Source organism: Streptomyces pyxinicus (assembly GCF_024753135.1).
Lineage (GTDB): Bacteria > Actinomycetota > Actinomycetes > Streptomycetales > Streptomycetaceae > Streptomyces > Streptomyces pyxinicus.
The window spans coordinates 131,693-147,974 of sequence record NZ_JANUGP010000007.1; the positions used below are offsets into that span (position 1 = coordinate 131,693).

The following is a 16,282-nucleotide window of genomic DNA, read 5'->3' on the forward strand; positions in this document are numbered from 1 at the left end:
ACTTTACGACAAAGGGCTCACTTCGAGCCCCGGCAAAGGGCACCACACCGGGGCGGGATGCTAACTTAGGCAAGCCTAACCACATTCACAGGAGGCCGTGATGGCAGAGCGCCCGGTACGAAAGCCGCGCAAGGTGCACTCCGCGCAGGTGGTGCGGACCGAACGCCTCACCCCGCACATGCAGCGCGTGGTGCTGGGCGGCGAGGGCCTGGCCGACTTCGCGGCGGACACCTGCACCGACCACTACGTGAAACTGCTCTTCGGCCCCGAGGGCGTCAGCTACCCGGAACCCTTCGACCTGGAGCACATCCGCGCCGAGCTCCCCCGTGAGCAGTGGCCGGTGACCCGCACCTACACCGTGCGCGCCTGGGACCCCGAACACCGCGAGCTGACCCTCGACTTCGTCGTGCACGGCGACGAGGGCCTGGCCGGCCCCTGGGCCGCCCGGGTCCAGCCCGGCGAGACGATCCGCTTCATGGGCCCCGGCGGCGCCTACACGCCCGACCCGGCCGCCGACTGGCACCTGCTCGCCGGGGACGAGAGCGCGCTGCCCGCCATCGCCCGCGCCCTGGAGACCCTCCCGGCCGGCGCCCGCGCCCACGTTTTCGTGGAGGTCTCCGGCCCCGAGGAGGAGCAGAAGATCGACACCGAGGTGGAGGTCGTCTGGCTGCACCGCGGGGACCGCCCGGTCGGCGAGGCCCTGCTGGCGGCCGTCCGCGCCCTGGAGTTCCCGGCGGGCCGCCCGCACGCGTTCGTGCACGGCGAGGCGGCCTTCGTGAAGGAACTGCGCCGGATGCTCCGCGTCGACCTCCAGATCCCGCGCGAGGACCTCTCCATCTCCGGATACTGGCGCCTCGGCCACAACGAGGACGGCTGGCAGGCCTCCAAGCGGGAGTGGAACGCCCGCATCGAGGTCGAGCAGGAGGGCGGCGCGGCGGCGGCCGCCTGACCCCGTCGGGTCCGGAACGCCCGACGCGTCCCCGGCTCAGCCGCCGTGTACGCGGGCGTGCAGGTGCATGTCGTGCCAGCCGTCCGGGTGCAGCAGCGCGCTGCGCCGGGTGCCCTCCAGGGTGAACCCGGCTCTGGCGGCCACCTTGCAGGACGCCTCGTTGGCGGTGGAGTGGTGCAGTTCGAGGCGGTGGAAGCCGATCTCCTCCAGCGCCCAGCGGGACAGCGCGGTCGCGGCCCGCGCCGCGACACCCCGGCCGCGCGCCCCGGCCACGGTCCAGTACGCCACCTCGGCCACCCCGTCGTCGAGCAGGATCTGCCGGAGCGCGACCCGGCCCCGCAGTTCACCCGACTCCTCCTCCGCCACGGCCCACTGCACCTGGGTCTCCGCCGCCCAGGCCCGCTGCCACTGGCTGATCCAGTCGGCGGCCTCCCCCACCGAGGCGCAGGTCCGCAGATGCCACTGGTGCATCAGCGGGTCCTGGAAGGCGGCGTGCACGGCGGGCGCGTCCTCCGTCCGCCAGGGGCGCAGCACCAGGCCGTCACCGGCGGGCAGGACGGGCTGCGGGATAAGAGCGAGGGTTCCGGGAGGCAGCACGGGGCTGGTGAGAAACGGCATGATCCGTATCGTGCCGGGTCGCCCCGGGCCTGCCGAGCCGTTTTCGGACGCCGTAACCCCTACGGGTTCCTCGTACCCTTGATGGCGATGAGACGCCGTACCCCGCCGCCGCCCGCCCCGCTCCCCCAGCGCGAGGGCGTCGATCCCGTACGGGTACGGCTGCCCGCGGCCGGGGCGTGGGCCACGGTGCGCGAGCACCTGGTGGAGCGGCTGACGGGCGCCGGTCCCGGCATGGTCGAGGAGATGTTCGACGCGGGGCTCGTCGTCGGGGCCGACGGCCGGGCGGTGCCGCCGGACGCGCCCTACCGGCCGGGCATGTCCGTGTGGTTCCACCGCGAGCTGCCCGCCGAGGTGCCGGTGCCGTTCCCGGTGGAGGTCGTGTACCGGGACGAGCACCTCGTCGTCGCCGACAAGCCGCACTTCCTGGCGACGACCCCGCGCGGATCGCACGTCACCCAGACCGCGCTCGCCCGTCTGCGCCGCGACCTCGGCATCCCGGCGCTGACGGCCGCGCACCGCCTCGACCGGCTGACGGCGGGCCTCGTGCTGTTCACGGTGCGCCCCGGGGAACGCGGCGCGTACCAGAGCCTGTTCCGGGACCGGCTGGTGCGCAAGGAGTACGAGGCGATCGCACCGTACGACCCCACGCTCGCCCTGCCCCGGACCGTGCGCAGCAGGATCGCGAAGGAACGCGGGGTGCTGGCCGCCCGCGAGGTCGAGGGCGAGCCCAACGCCGAGACGCACGTGGAGGTCACCGGCCACCGGCACGGTCTGGCCCGCTACCGCCTGGTCCCGGCCACAGGCCAGACCCACCAGCTCCGCGTCCACCTGAACACCCTCGGCGTCCCGATCCTCGGCGACCCCCTGTACCCGGAGGCGACGCCCCCGACCGCACCGGACGACTTCCGCCGCCCGCTCCAACTCCTCGCCCGCGACCTCTCCTTCGCCGACCCCGTCACGGGCCTGCGGCACCACTTCCGCAGCGGCCGCGAGCTGCGGTCCTGGTCGTCGTACGCCGACTGGGCCGGGGCTGCCTGACCAGCGGGCGCCGGCCCCGCACCGGGCACCCCGCTCAGTCGCCGTGCCACCAGCGCAGCAGGCGTCCCCAGAAGCCCGTGGGATGGGTGTCCGGGCGCGGGGGCGTGGGGGGCGGGACGGGAGCCGGGACCGGGGCCGGTTTCGGCAGGGCTCCGGGGGCGGTGTCGTCGTAGGCCGGGCGGTCGACGCGGGTGGGTGGGACCGGCATCAGCCGGGGCGGCAGGTCGACGTCCTGCTGCGGCTTCGGGTCGAAGCACACGGGCAGGGCGACGAGATGCCGGGCGGCGATGGACTCGCGCCAGCGCAGATCCTCCTCCGGGCATGCGAGGCGGATGTCCGGCAGCCGGGTGAGCAGGGCGTCGACACCGACGTCGGCGATGGCGCGGCCGATGTCCTGGCCGGGGCACTCGTGCGGGCCGCCGCCGAAGGCCAGGTGGGACCGGTTGCCCTGCATGCCGGCCGACAGGTCGGGGCGGATACGCGGGTCGACGTTGCCCGGCGCGGGGGCGAACAGCAGTCCGTCGCCCTTGCGGATGGCCTGTCCGCCCAGCTCGGTGTCCTGCTTGGCGTAGTAGCCGAACACGGTGCTGAACGGCGGCTCGTTCCACAGGGACTGCTCGATCGCCTCCGGCACGGTCATCTGCCCGCCATTGAGCTGGGCGCGGAAGCCCGGCTCGGTGAGGACCATGCGCAGCGCGTTGGCGAGCAGGTTCGCGGTGGCCTCGTAGGCCGCGAAGAGGACGAGCCGCAGGTGTTCGCGGACCTCGTCGTCGGTGAGCCGCGCCGGGTGGGTGACGAGGTGGCTGGTGAAGTCGTCCTCGGGCCGGGCGCGCCGCCGGGTGGTGAGCCGGCTCAGCGCCTCCATGACGTAGGCGTGGCTCTGGATGGCGGTCTCGGTGCCCTTGAGCGCGTCGCGGGCGGCCTGCACCATGCGTTCGTTGTACTCCTCGGACATGCCGAGGATCTCGCACATGACCGCCATCGGCAGGTGCTCGGCGAACTGGGAGACCAGGTCGGCCCGGCCGCGCTCGCAGATGCGGTTGACCAGGGCCTGGGTGGAGCGGCCGATGTGCCGGCGCACGCTGCGGTGGTCGATGGTGGCCATGGCGGAGGTGACGGCGTCCCGCAGCCGCTGGTGCTCGTCGCCCTCGGCGTGCGAGCAGATGGGCTGCCAGGCGATGTGCGGCATCAGCGGGTGGTCGGGTTTGACCGTGCCGTCCAGCAGCGGGGTCCAGATCCGGCTGTCGCGGGTGTACTGCGAGGGGCTGCGCACCATCTGCAGGTTCTCGGCGTGGCCGAGCACCACCCACATCGGCACGTCCTCGTGCAGCAGGACGGGGGCCACGGGGCCGTGCTCGTCGCGCAGGCGCTCGTAGAGCCCGCCGAGGTCCTTCGCGTCGGGGCCGTGGAGCCGGTGCGTTCCGCCGGGCCCGCGGCCGTGTGCCGGGCAGCCCGGCGGCGGTCCGGGGAGGGGGTCGGTGCCGGTGGGGGACGAGGGTTCAGACGTCACGGTGTTCGCTCCGGAACGGATGGGTGGGGGTGGGCCCGGCGTCAGGTGAGGGCGCCGGACAGGGCGAGGGAGTGCAGGAAGCGCGTGAGGGTCATCAGGACGTCCTTGCTGGAGGCCCGCCGGCGTACGTCGCAGTCCAGGATCGGGATGTCCGGGGACAGGTCGAGCGCGGTCCGCAGTTCCTCGACGGGGTAACGGGGCGCGTCGGGGAAGGTGTTGACGGCGACGACGAAGGGCACGCCGCGCTCCTCCAGCCGGCCCATGACGTCGAAGCTGACCTCCAGGCGCCGGGTGTCGACCAGCACGACCGCGCCGAGAGCGCCCTCGAACAGGCCGTTCCACAGGAACCAGAAGCGCTCCTGGCCGGGGGTGCCGAACAGGTAGAGCACCAGCTTGTCGGTGATGCTGATGCGGCCGAAGTCCATGGCCACGGTGGTGGCGGTCTTGGAGTCGGAGCCGTAGTTGTCGTCGATGCCGATGCCGGCCTGCGTCATGGTCTCCTCGGTGGTCAGCGGCCTGATCTCGCTGACGGAACCGACCATGGTGGTCTTGCCGACGCCGAAGCCGCCCACGATCACGATCTTCACCGCGGCCTGGGCCGTGTGCGGCAGCTGGTCCTCGGTACGGGGGCCGGGGATCGTGTCAGAGCCGTTGAAGTCCATGCATCACCGCTTCGAGGAGTGAACGGTCGGGGAGCGCCTGGCGGACGATCGGGGCGCGCGCCTGCACCAGTTCGGCCGCGATCAGCTCGGTGATCAGGACGGTCATCGCGCTGAACGGCAGCTGGAGGTAGGCCGAGAGTTCGGCCACGGACAGGGGGGCGGCGCACAGCCGGAGCACCGCCGCCTGCTCGGGCGAGGCGGCGGGACCCGGCGCGGAGCGCGCCACGATCAGGGTCACCAGGTCGAGTTCGGCGCGGGCGCCGTCGACGGATCCGGCGATGGTGAAGAGCCGTTCGGGGCTGCCGGACTTCTTCGCGCCGCCGGCCGGTCCAGGGGGCGGCGGGGGCGGTGGCAGGTCCTGCTGACGGCGTTTGCGGCGGGGCGGCGTCATACGGCCTGCCCGCCTCGCCGCGGCGGGCTGGTGAGGTGGGCGCCGATCCGGACGACGAGGTCGCGCATCATGCCGCTCATCCGGCCGGGCTCGCAGGTGACGTCGGCGAGCACGGCGAGGTAGGCGTTGTCGCCGGCGTTCATGAGGTAGAAGTAGCCGCCCTCGATCTCGAAGACGACGACCTTCATCTCCCCGGCGCCGGGGATCTCCTGGATGATGGCGCCGGCCAGGCTCTGCACTCCGGCGCAGGCGGCGGCCACCCGGTCGGCGGCGTCGGGGTCGCCGCCGTAGCGGGCGATGCGCAGGCCGTCCGCGGAGAGGACCACGATCATCTCGATGCCCGGCACACCGTCGTTCAGCTGCTTGAGCATCCAGTCCAGGTTGCCTCGCTGCTGGATCACTTGAGGTCCCTCTCGTCGTCGGCCTCGGTGGCGCCCTCGGCGGGGTCGTCCGAATCGTTGAGCAGGTGCAGGTACTTGGTCGGGTGGAGCGTGAAGTCGGTCAGCTCGGCGGCGGTGGCGTCCTCGGGCATGCCCTGGCGCAGGCCGTTCCAGAAGTCCTCGATGCCGGCGCCGGCGGGGCGGTCCATGAGCTTCTTGCGCTCGGGGTCGATCTCCGGCTCGGGTTCCGGTTCGGTTCTGGTCCGGGACCAGATGGTGGGCCGGCCCTCGCGTTCGGCGCGTTCGATGGCGGCCTGCTCGGCGTACCGCTGGGCGAGCGGGATCTTCACCCGGCTGCGGCGCTGCGGCAGTCCGCCCGCGGTCCACTCGGTGACCTCGGGGACGTCGTCCTCCATGGAGATCCCGGCGGGGATCTTGGGGCTGGTGGGGCGGCGGATCTTCGGCGGGCGCTTGGGGCCCTCGACGGCGCCGAGCGAGGCCTGCGGGACGCCGGTGGCGCCGATGCCGTGCGCGGCGCCGACGCCGGGCTCGGTGGTGGTCATGACGCGCGGGATGACGAGGATGGCGCGGACGCCGCCGTAAGCGGAGGCGCGCAGCGAGACCTCCATGTCGAACTGCTTGCACAGGCGGCCGACGACGGCCAGGCCGAGGTGCGGTGTCTCGCCGAGGTTGTGCGCGTCCTCGCCGTTCTTCGCGTCCTCGATCATCCGCTCGATACGGGCGCGGGACTCCTCGGTGAGGCTGACGCCGGCGTCCTCGATCTCGACGGCGAGTCCGGCCTGCACCTCGGAGGCGGTGACGTGCACCTTGGCCGTGGGCGGCGAGTAGCGGGTGGCGTTGTCGAGCAGTTCGGCGGCGGCGTGGATGATCGGCTCGACCGAGGTGCCCTTGATGTTGATGTTGACGATGGAGCTGAGTTCGATGCGCCGGTACTCCAGGATGCGGGACATGGCGCCGCGCAGGGTGCTGTAGAGGGAGACCGGCAGCGGCCACTGGCGTCCGGGCCGGCCGCCGCCGAGCACGGAGATGGTGTCGGCGAGCCGGCCGATCAGCGAGGTGCCGTGGTCGAGGCGGAGCAGGTCGTCGAAGACCTCGGGGTTGCGGCCGTGGTCCTCCTCCATCTCCCGCATTTCCACGGCCTGTTGGTGCACGATGGCCTGGACGCGGCGGGCGATGCTCACATACGAGCGCTCGGTGGCGTCGCGCATCGAGATCTCGTGGTCGGCGCCGCGCAGGGAGACGCGGAACATCTCGCGGTACCACTCGCTCAGGCCGACGAGATCGGAGTCGGCGTCGTAGATGTTGCGCAGCACGTCCCGCAGCGGTTCGCCGGCCCGCAGCCGGGCCAGACCGATGGGGATGATGTCGGTGGCGAAGCGGTGGATGAGCTCGTCCTGGGCGGCGAGCCGCTCGTCCAGGTGCGCGGCCTGGCGGGCGAGTTCGGCCTGCGCCGCGCGCAGACTCCGGCCGCGGCGGGCCGCCTCCGCCGCGGTGAGCAGGACCAGCAGCACGGCCAGCGCCCCGCACAGGCCGACGGCGAGCCGGGCCGGCGCCGGCACCAGCGCGGTGGCCGCCGCGCTCGCCGCGGCCATCGCCAGGAGGGGCGGCAACAACACGCGGGCGTAGGGACGTTCACGGCGACCGGGAGGCTTCTGAACACTCACCATGGATGCCTTCCGAGACGGATCGGCTGGGTGTCGGGGGGACTTACGGGGGGAAGGTTCATGAACTAACAGGGTCTTCCGGGGTATTTGGGAACAGGCGCGCGAATTCGTCTCAACTCGGTGCGCCGCGGGCGAGCTTAGTCCGACCGGATCATCGCCGTGTCATATTCGGCAAGCACCTGAAATCGCCCCAGCACCAGGAGTACGCTCATCACCATTTACACGCAGCGCTCCTATTCGAACACGTTCGGTCACGGCGTACGGGCAGACGAAACCCCTCCACCCTGACGAGTGAAGGGGTCCCGCAGCGGCCCGGCGCTCAGCCCACCGACGAGTAGGCCACCACGCCCCGCAGCAGCTGGTCGACGGCCTTGCGCGCGGACTTCGCCACGGTCGAGTCCGCGCCCGGCGCCGCCGCGGAGATCTGCCCGAGCACGTCGATGACCTGCTTGCACCAGCGCACGAAGTCACCGGCGGGCATCTCCGCCTCGCGCAGCACCTCGTCGAGCCCCTTGCCCGAGGCCCACATGTACGCGGCCCAGGCGAACCCGAGATCCGGCTCCCGCTGGCCGACGCCCTCGGTCTGGTTGATCCGGAAGTCCTCCTCCAGGGCGTCGAGCCGGCCCCAGATGCGGACCATCTCGCCGAGCGCCGCCTTCGCCCCGCCCGAGGGCAGCTTGGGCGCCATCGCGTCGTCGCCGACCCGCGCCTCGTACACCAACGCCGAGACGCACGCCGCGAGTTCGGCCGGGCCGAGACCCTCCCAGACGCCCTCGCGCAGGCATTCACTGGCCAGCAGGTCGAGTTCGCCGTAGAGCCGGGCGAGCCGCTTGCCGTGCTCGGTGACCTCGTCGCCGCGCAGATAGTCCAGCTCGGTGAGCAGGGCCACGATGCGGTCGAAGGTGCGCGCGATGGTGTTGGTGCGGCCCTCGATACGCCGCTCCAGCTGGGAGGTGTCGCGGATCAGCCGGTGGTGGCGCTCGGCCCAGCGGGCGTGGTCCTCGCGGTCGTCGCAGCCGTGGCAGGGGTGGGCGCGGATGGCGGTGCGCAGCCGGGCGATCTCCCGGTCGTCTGCGGCGGCCGAGCGCTTCTTGCGGGCCCGCTCGGGCGGGATGTGCCCGGCCTTGGAACGCAGCGCGGACGCCAGGTCCCGGCGGGAGTGCGGTGAGCGCGCGTTGAAGGACTTCGGGATCCGCATCCGGTCCAGCGGCTCCACCGGCACCGGGAAGTCCATCGACGCCAGCCGCTTGACCTGCCGCTCGGCGGTCAGCACCAGCGGGCGCGGGCCGTCGTGCTGGTCGAAGCGGTGACCGTCGGACCGGCCGGCCGGCAGGCCCGGGTCGAGGACCAGCGCCAGCCCGGCGTACTTGCCCGTCGGCACATGGATGACGTCGCCGGGTTTGAGCTTCTGCAACGCGACGGCCGCCTCGGCCCGGCGCTGGCCGGCACCCTGCCGGGCCAGCTCGGTCTCGCGGTCCTTCAGCTCCCGGCGCAGCCGCGCGTACTCCTCGAAGTCGCCGAGGTGGCAGGTCATGGACGCCTTGTAGCCGGCCAGGCCCTCCTCGTTGCGCTGCACCTGGCGGGAGATCCCGACGACCGACTTGTCGGCCTGGAACTGGGCGAAGGAGGTCTCCAGCAGCTCGCGCGAGCGGTGCCGGCCGAACTGCTCGACCAGGTTGACCGCCATGTTGTACGACGGCTTGAAGCTGGAGCGCAGCGGATAGGTGCGGGTACCGGCCAGGCCGGCGAGGTGCTCGGGGCTCATACCGCGCTGCCAGAGCACGACCGCGTGGCCCTCGACGTCGATGCCCCGGCGCCCGGCGCGGCCGGTGAGCTGGGTGTACTCGCCCGGCGTGATGTCGGCGTGCTGCTCGCCGTTCCACTTGACGAGCTTCTCCAGCACCACCGAGCGGGCGGGCATGTTGATGCCGAGCGCCAGGGTCTCGGTGGCGAACACCGCCTTGACCAGACCGCGGACGAACAGCTCCTCCACGACCTCCTTGAAGGTGGGAAGCATGCCCGCGTGGTGGGCGGCGATGCCCCGCTCCAGGCCCTCCAGCCATTCGTAGTAGCCCAGGACGTGCAGGTCCTCGCGTGGGATGGCGGCGGTGCGCTCCTCGACCAGGGCGCGGACCCGGCCCCGCGCCTCGTCGTCATTCAGCCTCAGGCCCGCGTACAGGCACTGCTGGACGGCGGCCTCGCAGGCGGCGCGGCTGAAGATGAAGGTGATGGCGGGCAGCAGGCCCTCGGAGTCGAGCCGCTCGATGACCTCCGGGCGGCCCGGCGTCCACACCCGCGAGCGCTGCCGGCGCTCACGCTCCCGGTCCGCCTCGCGCATCGCGCGCCCGCGCCGCCGGTCCTGGTACGACGGCCGGGTGGCCTCCATCCGGGCCAGCCGCGCGAGGTCGGGGTTGACGGCCTTCTTGTGGCCCTCGCCCTCCTCGAACAGGTCGTACATCCGCCGCCCGGCGAGCACGTGCTGGAACAGCGGCACGGGCCGGTGCTCGGAGACGATCACCTCGGTGTCGCCGCGCACGGTGTCCAGCCAGTCGCCGAACTCCTCGGCGTTGGACACCGTCGCCGACAGGGACACCAGGGTGACCGACTCCGGCAGGTGGATGATCACTTCCTCCCAGACGGCGCCGCGGAAGCGGTCGGAGAGGTAGTGCACCTCGTCCATGACCACGTGGCCGAGGCCGAGCAGGGTCTGGGAGCCGGCGTACAGCATGTTCCGCAGCACCTCGGTGGTCATCACGACCACGGGGGCGTCGGAGTTCACGCTGTTGTCCCCGGTGAGCAGACCGACCCGCTCCGCGCCGTAGCGCCTGCACAGGTCGGCGTACTTCTGGTTGGACAGCGCCTTGATGGGGGTCGTGTAGAAACACTTCTTGCCCTGCCGCAGGGCGAGGTGGACGGCGAACTCGCCCACGATCGTCTTGCCCGAGCCGGTGGGGGCGGCCACCAGCACGCCCTTGCCGGCCTCCAGTGCCTGGCAGGCCTCGATCTGGAAGGGGTCGAGGCCGAAGTCGTACATCTCGCGGAAGGACGCGAGTGCGGTGGCCTGCTCGGCTGCCCGCCTGCGGGCTGCCGCGTACCGCTCGGCCGGTGAGAGGTCCTCTGTCATCGTGCTTTCGAGCGTACCGGGCCCCACCGACAACCGGACGATCATTATCCCGAACATGGGTTGACCGGCCCACGCGAAAGCCCCCGCCCAGCAGGACGGGGGCAGCGGGCGGCGGCTCGGGCCGCGCCGGCTCAGGTGACGTCGTCGTAGCCGTTGACCCGGTCCGTGGTGGCCTGCTCGGGCAGCGCGCGGGACGCGGAGAGGGGCTCGACGGCACCGACGCTCTCGGGCGTCAGATCGAGCACGGAGGCCTCGTCGTCGTCCAGCTCCGCGTCGGGGCTGTTACGGCGGCGCCGCCTGTCGTTGAGCATCGACACGCCGACGGCGATGAAGTACAGCACCACGATGGGGCCGGCGAGGGCGATCATGCCGAACGGGTCAGTGGTGGGCGTCGCCACGGCACCGAAGACGAAGACGCCCATCACGACACCGCGCCACCAGCTGGCCATCCGGCGGCCGGTGACCAGGCCCACGAAGTTGAGCATCACCAGCAGCAGCGGCAGCTCGAAGGCGCCGCCGAAGATGAGGATCATCCGGACGATGAAGTCCAGGACCTTGTCCATCGGCAGGATGTTCGCCGAGCCCTCGGGCGTGATGCCGAGGAGCACGCGCATGCTGATGGGCAGGATGGTGTAGGCGAGCCAGGCGCCGGCCAGGAAGAGGGGCACGGCGGCGGCCACGAAGCAGTAGGTGTACTTCCGCTCGTGCCGGTGCAGACCGGGGGCGACGAACGCCCAGAGCTGGTACAGCCACACCGGGCTGGAGATGATCACACCGGCCATGAAGCAGACCTTCACCGTGGTGGTGAAGGGCGACAGCAGGTCGGTGTAGGCGATGACGGCGCAGTGGCCGCCGGTGGACTCACCCAGACCCTTGCTGCAGCGCGGGACCGGGTGCATGAGGAAGGACATCAGGTCCTGGCTGTGGAAGGCGACCACCACGGAGACGACCGTGATCGCCAGCATCGCCTTCGCGAGCCGGTTGCGCAGCTCGCGAAGATGCTCCACGAGAGGCATCCGCCCCTCTGGGTCCTTCTCTTTCTTGCGGGCGGACTTCAGCAACCCACGTCCTCATTCTTGTGCGGGCCGGCCGGAGGGGGTCCGGCCGTGGGTCAGCGCTGGGGGGTGTCCGTGGGCTCGTTGACCGGCCGGGAGCTGGTCACATCGCCGGGGGACGCCTTGATGGTGCGCTGGGACGGGGGCTGCTCGTTCGAGGCGGGTGGCGGGGTCGAGGAATCGCCGTCCTCCTTCATCGCCTTCGCCTCGCTCTTCAGGATGCGGGCGGACTTGCCCAGCGAGCGGGCCATGTCCGGAAGCTTCTTCGCGCCGAACAGCAGGACGATGACGACGAGGATGAGAACGATCTCGGTTCCGCCGAGATTTCGCAACATAAGTCTTTACCTTCTCACCGAGGCTGCTGGGGTGGGGTGCTGTCCGGTCGGCCGGACCCGCGTCCGACGGCCGTGCTGCCAGCGATCGTAACGCTCAGGGGTGAACAGCAGGCAATCCCCGTGCGTACTCCCCGTCAGCGGCACACGCCTCGTTCTGCGCGCCGCGACCAGCAGCGTACCTGTCGCCCTGGGCAACAGGACAGGGCGAAGCGGCGCAAAGCGGCTGTGCCGCAGGTCTCACACCGTTCTCACGGAAAACGGTCAGACGGCGTCGGCCGCGCGGGTCGCGGCCCGCACGGCCGCCCGCTCCAGATCCTCCGCCGCCCCGTTGATACGGCGCGCGGAGTCCGCCACCTGCTGCCCGAGGCGCCGCGCCTCCAGGAACACCCGCACGGCGAACACCCCCAGCACGACGAGACCCAGGAAACCCACGGCTACCGCGAACATCGGCCAGAACATGACGCCGAGCCTAAACGGTGGGATGCAGCCGCAGAGTGCGCACCCCGCCCCCGGTGAGCAGCTCCACGATGCGCTCCCCGGCCGGCTTGCGCACCGCCGCTCCGCACTCGGGGCAGGTGAAGGAGTAGAACGTCGTACGACTGCTGGCGCCGATGGCGAGCCGCAGGGCGCCCGCGGCGAGTTCGAAGCGGCCCCGGCAGTTTGGGCAGCCCGCTCGGAAGACCACCGGGACCACCTTCCGCATCCCGGCGAAGGCGGTCGCCGCCGTGATCTCACCCGCACCGGGCACCGGGGACTCGCTCACCGCGCTCGCTCCTCACGTCCCCGCCGGTCACCGGCGTCCCGGGCCGCGGCCCCCGCACCCTCCGGGACGTCGTAGGCCGCCAGTGCCCCGCGGGCCGCCCGGCGGGCGCTGTCCGCCAGCTCCGGCGGGGACACGATCCGGCCGTCGCGGCCCAGCCGCAGGGCCAGCCGTCTGAGCGAGGCCGGGTCGGGGGTGCGCAGGGTGATCCGCAGCCCGCCGTCGGGCAGCTCGTCGGCGCTGTCGTGCGGGTAGTACTCGGCGACCCAGCGCCCGCCGGGTCCGACCTCGATCACGACCTCGGGGTCCTCGGCGGCCGGCTGCACCAGCGCCTCCGACAGGTCCCGCAGCTCGATCTCCGGCGGCGCGGACGGCTCGTCGAGGATCCGGATCTCGGCGACCCGGTCCAGCCGGAAGGTGCGCCGGGCCTCGGAGCGCCGGCACCAGGCTTCCACATAGGTGTGGCCGACGCTGACCAGGCGGATCGGGTCGATCTCCCGCTCGGTGACCTCGTCCCGGGCCGGGGAGTAGTAGCGGATCCACAGCCGGCGGCGCTCGGAGATCGCCCGGTCGACGTCGGCGAAGACGCCGCCCTCGGACTCGAAGGTCACCGACAGCCGGGCGCTGGCGCCCGCCGCCTCGCCGGCCGCCGTCTCCACCTTGGCGGTCGCCCGCAGCAGCGCCTGCCGGTCGCCCTCCCGGAGGCCCGGCAGGGTGGAGACCGCGCGCGCGGCCACCAGCAGGGCCGTGGCCTCGTCCGCCGCGAGGCGCAGCGGCTCGGCCGCCTCCTCGCCGAGCGCGGCCGGGTTGTGCCACCAGATGCGCTCGCCGTCGGTGTCGATGTCCAGCAGATCGCCGCCACGGAAACTGGTGCCGCACATGGGCAGCAGGTCCAGGTCCGCGACCAGCTCGTCCTCGGTGATGCCGAAGGCACGCGCCACGTCCGCGATCCGGGCGCCGGGGCGCTCGCGCAGGTATGTGACCAGCGAGAGCATCCGCCGGGTCTGGTCGATCGCGTTCACGGTCCTGACCGGTTTGCCTGCCACCGTCCTGTTCCCCCTCAGCCCTTGGCCACGGCACGCAGCCGGTCCACCACGTCGGCGCGCAGCTCGGCCGGCTCCAGCACCACCACGTCCGGCCCGAACTCCACCAGCCAGGCGTCGAGTCCGTGCCCGTACGGAATCTCCAACTCGTCCCAGCCGTCCCCGAGTTCCCGGACCGCCGTGGCCTTCGCCCGAAGGGGGTAACCGGCGCCCGAACGCAGCCGGATCAGCGCCGAGCGGTCGGCCGTCTCTCCGGCCCAGCCCGCGACGGTCTCCCGCACGGTCACCACGTCCGGTACCGGCGCGGTGAAGCCCGTCCCCCGGGAGCGGACCTTGCCGGTGATCCGGGACAGCCGGAACACCCGCTCCGCGCCCCGGTCCCGGTCGAAGCCGGCCAGGTACCAGTGGCCGCGCCAGCACTCCAGCGCCCACGGCTCCACATGGCGGGGCTCGGGGTGTACGGCGGAGGCCTTGCGGTAGTCGAACAGGACCGGACGGCGGTCCCGGCAGGCCAGCATCAGCGGCTCGAAGGCGGCCTCGTGCACCGGGATGCGCGGCTCCAGGGCGCCGTGCGCGCCGTAGGGGTCGACGTCCTCGGGCAGGCCGGCGGCGCGCAGCTTCTGCAGGGCGCCGCTGGCGGCCCCGGCCAGCCGGGCCTGCTGCCAGACCTTGGCGGCCAGGCCGAGCGCGGCGGCCTCCTCGGCGTCCAGCGTGATGGGCGGCAGACGGTTGCTGTCGCGGCGGGCGAGATAGCCGACCTCGCCGTCCAGGTTCTCCACGGTCTCGATGACCAGACCCAGCTCGCGCAGGTCGTCCTTGTCCCGCTCGAACATGCGGTTGAAGGAGTCGTCGCTGCCCGCCTCCAGGTAGGCCTCGATGGACTCCCGCAGCTCGCGCTTGCTGAGCGGCCGCCGCGTCCCCAGCAGGCACAGCGCGAGGTTCATCAGCCGCTCAGCCTTGGCAATGGCCATCGACGCCCTTCGCCTTCTCCTATGGTGCTTCCGACCGATGACCGTACCGCTCCGCGGCGCGGTGACAAAAGCCGAGGGCCCACGCCCGAACAGGCGTGGGCCCCGGACGATCGGATCCGGTCGCACCCGACCGGACGATCGACAACGGCGCAGTGGTGAGCCGGGGAGATCAGACTCCGAGCAGGTCCACCACGAAGATCAGCGTCTCACCGGGCTTGATCGCCGGAGTGGGGCTCTGGTTGCCGTAGGCCAGGTGGGCCGGGATGGTCAGCTGGCGGCGGCCACCGACCTTCATGCCCTGCACGCCACGGTCCCAGCCCGCGATGACCCGGCCGCCGCCCAGCGGGAAGCGGAACGGGGTACCCCGGTTCCAGCTGGCGTCGAACTCCTCGCCGGTGCTGAAGGCCACGCCCACGTAGTGCACGGTGACGGTCTGACCCGCCTGCGCGACCTCGCCGTCCCCCTCCCAGATGTCCTTGATCTCCAGGTCCGCCGGGGGCTCGCCACCCGGGAAGTCGATCTCGGGCTTCTCGATGCTCACGTCAAAAGCTCCTGCTGGTGTACGACACGAAACGCCGACAGTCTGTCATCCCCGGACCCCGCCCGCCCGCAAGCGGGCACCCCGCCCCTACATCGCGGCGAGGATGTCCACCGTGAACACCAGCGTCGAGCCCTTCTTGATCACGCCCCCGCTCGGCGGGTTGTCGCCGTAGCCCAGCTCCGGCGGAACGACGACCAGCACCCGGCTGCCCACCTTCTTGCCCGTCAGCCCCTGCGCCAGGCCCTTCACCGCCTGCTGCATCTGCTCGATCGAGAACTGGCTGAGCCGGCCCGAACCATACGTCTGCTGGAACGTCTTGCCGCTGTCCCACACCAGCCCCTGGAACTGGCACAGCACCGTCTGATCCGACTTCACCTGCGCCCCGTCCCCCTCCAGGACGTACTCCGACACCAGCTTCTTCGGCGGAGCCGACTTCGGCACCGTCACCTTCGGCACCTTGCCGTCGGTGTTCGTCGCCACCTTCGGCAGCGCCGCGTCGCCCTGCGCCACCGCCTTGCCCTTCGCGGACGACGACGAGTTGAAGGAATCGATCAGATCGATCACGAACACCAGCGTGTCGGTGCCCTTGATCCCCGCCTGCGACTCACCCGACTTGCCATAGCCGTACTGCGGCGGCACCGCGATCTCGATCCGGCTGCCCGTCTTCTTCCCCAGCAGCGCATACCGCCAGCCGTCGATGATCGTGCCCTGCGCGAGCTGCATCAGCAGCGGCCGGCCCCGGTCGTAGGAGTTGTCGAAGACCTTGCCGGTGTCCCAGATCTGGCCCAGATAGTCGGCCTGGATGAACTCGTTCTCCGCGACCGGCCGGCCACTGCCCGCGATCAGCGTCTTCACCGCCAGGTTCTTCGACGGCTCCCCCGACCCCTTCGCGATCGTCGGCTTCTCACCGAACTTCACCCCCGCCGTCACCGCCGGCAACGGACCGTCCACGATCTTCGGCGGCGGCGCACTCGACCCCGAGGGCGACGGCGACACACCGGTCTTGCCGGTGTCGGACCCGTCGTCCCCGCACGCGGCGAGAGTGACCAGACCAGCGGGCAGAGCAGCGAGGAGCAGCGAGCGTCGGCGCACGGAAAAGCCTCGTAATCGATCGATCTTGCGGATGGCGTGCGCGCAACTCTACGACGCGCGAAGGGCGCCGTACGGAAAACGTACGACGCCCGTGTGGCGTTCCCGCAATTCACCGCCCGAACGCTTGA

17 protein-coding genes are annotated in these 16,282 nt (G+C 71.8%); 2 read left to right on the forward strand and 15 right to left on the reverse strand.

Annotated elements, in window-relative coordinates; translation table 11 throughout:
* Window positions 1-100: 100 nt before the first annotated feature.
* Window positions 101-949 (forward strand): siderophore-interacting protein, encoded by an 849-nt coding sequence (locus NX794_RS12010; RefSeq protein WP_258778417.1) that lies wholly within the window; start codon window positions 101-103, stop codon window positions 947-949.
* A 36-nt stretch (window positions 950-985) separates the two neighbouring features.
* Here NX794_RS12010 and NX794_RS12015 read toward each other — a convergent pair whose 3' ends face one another.
* Entirely contained in the window at window positions 986-1,567 is a 582-nt protein-coding gene (locus NX794_RS12015) for a GNAT family N-acetyltransferase (RefSeq protein WP_258778419.1), read from the reverse strand.
* Window positions 1,568-1,654: 87 nt separating this feature from the next.
* Between NX794_RS12015 and NX794_RS12020 the strand changes: the two genes are divergently transcribed.
* A complete protein-coding gene (locus NX794_RS12020; RefSeq protein WP_258778421.1) occupies window positions 1,655-2,605 on the forward strand; it encodes a pseudouridine synthase in 951 nt (316 codons plus the stop codon).
* 34 nt (window positions 2,606-2,639) lie between these two features.
* Here the strand turns inward: NX794_RS12020 and NX794_RS12025 are convergent, their stop codons facing one another.
* The 14 genes from NX794_RS12025 to NX794_RS12090 all read right to left on the reverse strand — a co-directional run bounded on the left by NX794_RS12025 (window position 2,640) and on the right by NX794_RS12090 (window position 16,154).
* Window positions 2,640-4,115 (reverse strand): cytochrome P450, encoded by a 1,476-nt coding sequence (locus NX794_RS12025; RefSeq protein ID WP_258778422.1) that lies wholly within the window; start codon window positions 4,113-4,115, stop codon window positions 2,640-2,642.
* Between the two features lie 41 nt (window positions 4,116-4,156).
* A complete protein-coding gene (locus NX794_RS12030; RefSeq protein WP_258778423.1) occupies window positions 4,157-4,777 on the reverse strand; it encodes a GTP-binding protein in 621 nt (206 codons plus the stop codon).
* Window positions 4,758-5,168, reverse strand: coding sequence for a DUF742 domain-containing protein (locus NX794_RS12035; RefSeq protein ID WP_258778425.1), 411 nt, complete (start codon window positions 5,166-5,168; stop codon window positions 4,758-4,760). Before NX794_RS12035 ends, NX794_RS12030 begins: the two co-directional genes overlap by 20 nt.
* Complete coding sequence (locus tag NX794_RS12040; RefSeq protein WP_258778426.1) at window positions 5,165-5,569, reverse strand: roadblock/LC7 domain-containing protein; 405 nt, start codon at window positions 5,567-5,569, stop codon at window positions 5,165-5,167. The genes NX794_RS12035 and NX794_RS12040 overlap by 4 nt, the downstream gene beginning before the upstream one ends.
* Entirely contained in the window at window positions 5,566-7,236 is a 1,671-nt protein-coding gene (locus NX794_RS12045; RefSeq protein ID WP_258778427.1) for an ATP-binding protein, read from the reverse strand. The genes NX794_RS12040 and NX794_RS12045 overlap by 4 nt, the downstream gene beginning before the upstream one ends.
* A 316-nt stretch (window positions 7,237-7,552) precedes the next feature.
* Entirely contained in the window at window positions 7,553-10,402 is a 2,850-nt protein-coding gene (locus tag NX794_RS12050; protein WP_258778428.1) for a DEAD/DEAH box helicase, read from the reverse strand.
* A gap of 86 nt (window positions 10,403-10,488) precedes the next feature.
* The gene (gene tatC / locus NX794_RS12055) at window positions 10,489-11,373 is read right to left on the reverse strand and encodes a twin-arginine translocase subunit TatC (protein WP_258778429.1); all 885 of its coding nucleotides are present in this window, start codon (window positions 11,371-11,373) and stop codon (window positions 10,489-10,491) included.
* Between the two features lie 95 nt (window positions 11,374-11,468).
* Complete coding sequence (tatA, locus tag NX794_RS12060; protein ID WP_258778431.1) at window positions 11,469-11,747, reverse strand: Sec-independent protein translocase subunit TatA; 279 nt, start codon at window positions 11,745-11,747, stop codon at window positions 11,469-11,471.
* 261 nt (window positions 11,748-12,008) lie between these two features.
* Window positions 12,009-12,206: a hypothetical protein gene (locus NX794_RS12065; RefSeq protein WP_258778433.1), complete on the reverse strand. Its 198-nt coding sequence runs from the start codon at window positions 12,204-12,206 to the stop codon at window positions 12,009-12,011.
* Window positions 12,207-12,216: 10 nt separating this feature from the next.
* Window positions 12,217-12,450: a CpXC domain-containing protein gene (locus tag NX794_RS12070; RefSeq protein WP_258778602.1), complete on the reverse strand. Its 234-nt coding sequence runs from the start codon at window positions 12,448-12,450 to the stop codon at window positions 12,217-12,219.
* Between the two features lie 56 nt (window positions 12,451-12,506).
* Window positions 12,507-13,553 carry a helix-turn-helix transcriptional regulator gene (locus tag NX794_RS12075; protein ID WP_258778434.1) on the reverse strand — a complete coding sequence of 349 codons (1,047 nt, stop codon included), beginning with the start codon at window positions 13,551-13,553 and terminating at the stop codon, window positions 12,507-12,509.
* Between the two features lie 14 nt (window positions 13,554-13,567).
* Complete coding sequence (locus NX794_RS12080; RefSeq protein WP_258778435.1) at window positions 13,568-14,521, reverse strand: helix-turn-helix transcriptional regulator; 954 nt, start codon at window positions 14,519-14,521, stop codon at window positions 13,568-13,570.
* A gap of 169 nt (window positions 14,522-14,690) precedes the next feature.
* Complete coding sequence (locus NX794_RS12085; RefSeq protein ID WP_258778436.1) at window positions 14,691-15,062, reverse strand: FKBP-type peptidyl-prolyl cis-trans isomerase; 372 nt, start codon at window positions 15,060-15,062, stop codon at window positions 14,691-14,693.
* A gap of 87 nt (window positions 15,063-15,149) precedes the next feature.
* The gene (locus NX794_RS12090; RefSeq protein WP_258778437.1) at window positions 15,150-16,154 is read right to left on the reverse strand and encodes an FKBP-type peptidyl-prolyl cis-trans isomerase; all 1,005 of its coding nucleotides are present in this window, start codon (window positions 16,152-16,154) and stop codon (window positions 15,150-15,152) included.
* Window positions 16,155-16,282 lie beyond the last annotated feature (128 nt).